Origin of the sequence: Arthrobacter sp. LAPM80 (assembly GCF_046736435.1) — a bacterium.
GTDB lineage: Bacteria > Actinomycetota > Actinomycetes > Actinomycetales > Micrococcaceae > Specibacter.
The window spans coordinates 1-405 of sequence record NZ_JBCHVD010000075.1 but is presented as its reverse complement, the minus strand read 5'-3'; the positions used below and the strand labels follow the sequence as shown (position 1 = coordinate 405).

1 protein-coding gene is annotated in these 405 nt (G+C 53.1%); it reads right to left on the bottom strand.

Annotated elements, in window-relative coordinates; all coding sequences use genetic code 11:
- Window positions 1-42: 42 nt before the first annotated feature.
- Window positions 43-336, bottom strand: a complete 294-nt coding sequence (locus tag AAGW05_RS18590; RefSeq protein ID WP_411805152.1) for a transposase — start codon at window positions 334-336, stop codon at window positions 43-45.
- Window positions 337-405: the final 69 nt, after the last annotated feature.

Below are 405 nucleotides of genomic sequence, written 5' to 3'. Positions count from 1 at the left end.
CGAATTCTTTGGAATCAGCCCAGTCCGCGATCGCAGCAAAAATCACTGCTGGCCTTTCGCGAACCAGGTCGATACTTTTTTTGCGAAATCCAGCTGCATTTCAAGTTTCGCGTTTTCAGTGCGCAAACGCTGCAATTCAGCCCGTTCGGACTCGGTCAAAGGTTTCTCCACCGTGGCGACCTTATCCGGCTGGTCCTTCTTCACCCATTTCCTCACGGTCGTATCACTAATATCAAGCTTCTTCGCGACTTCCGCGACTGAATAGCCGCCGTCGGTAATCAACGCTACCGCGTCACGCTTGTACTCATCGGTAAAGCTCCTGCGAGTGGAACCCATAAAAGTAGTCTCCTACAATCGGGAACCCGAGCAAACCCCAACCGTGTCCACCAAACCGGGGACGCTCCA

What these genes read in the sequence shown, in the direction of transcription:
- AAGW05_RS18590 (WP_411805152.1), bottom strand. Translation starts at nt 336, where the DNA reads ATGGGTTCCACTCGCAGGAGCTTTACCGATGAGTACAAGCGTGACGCG.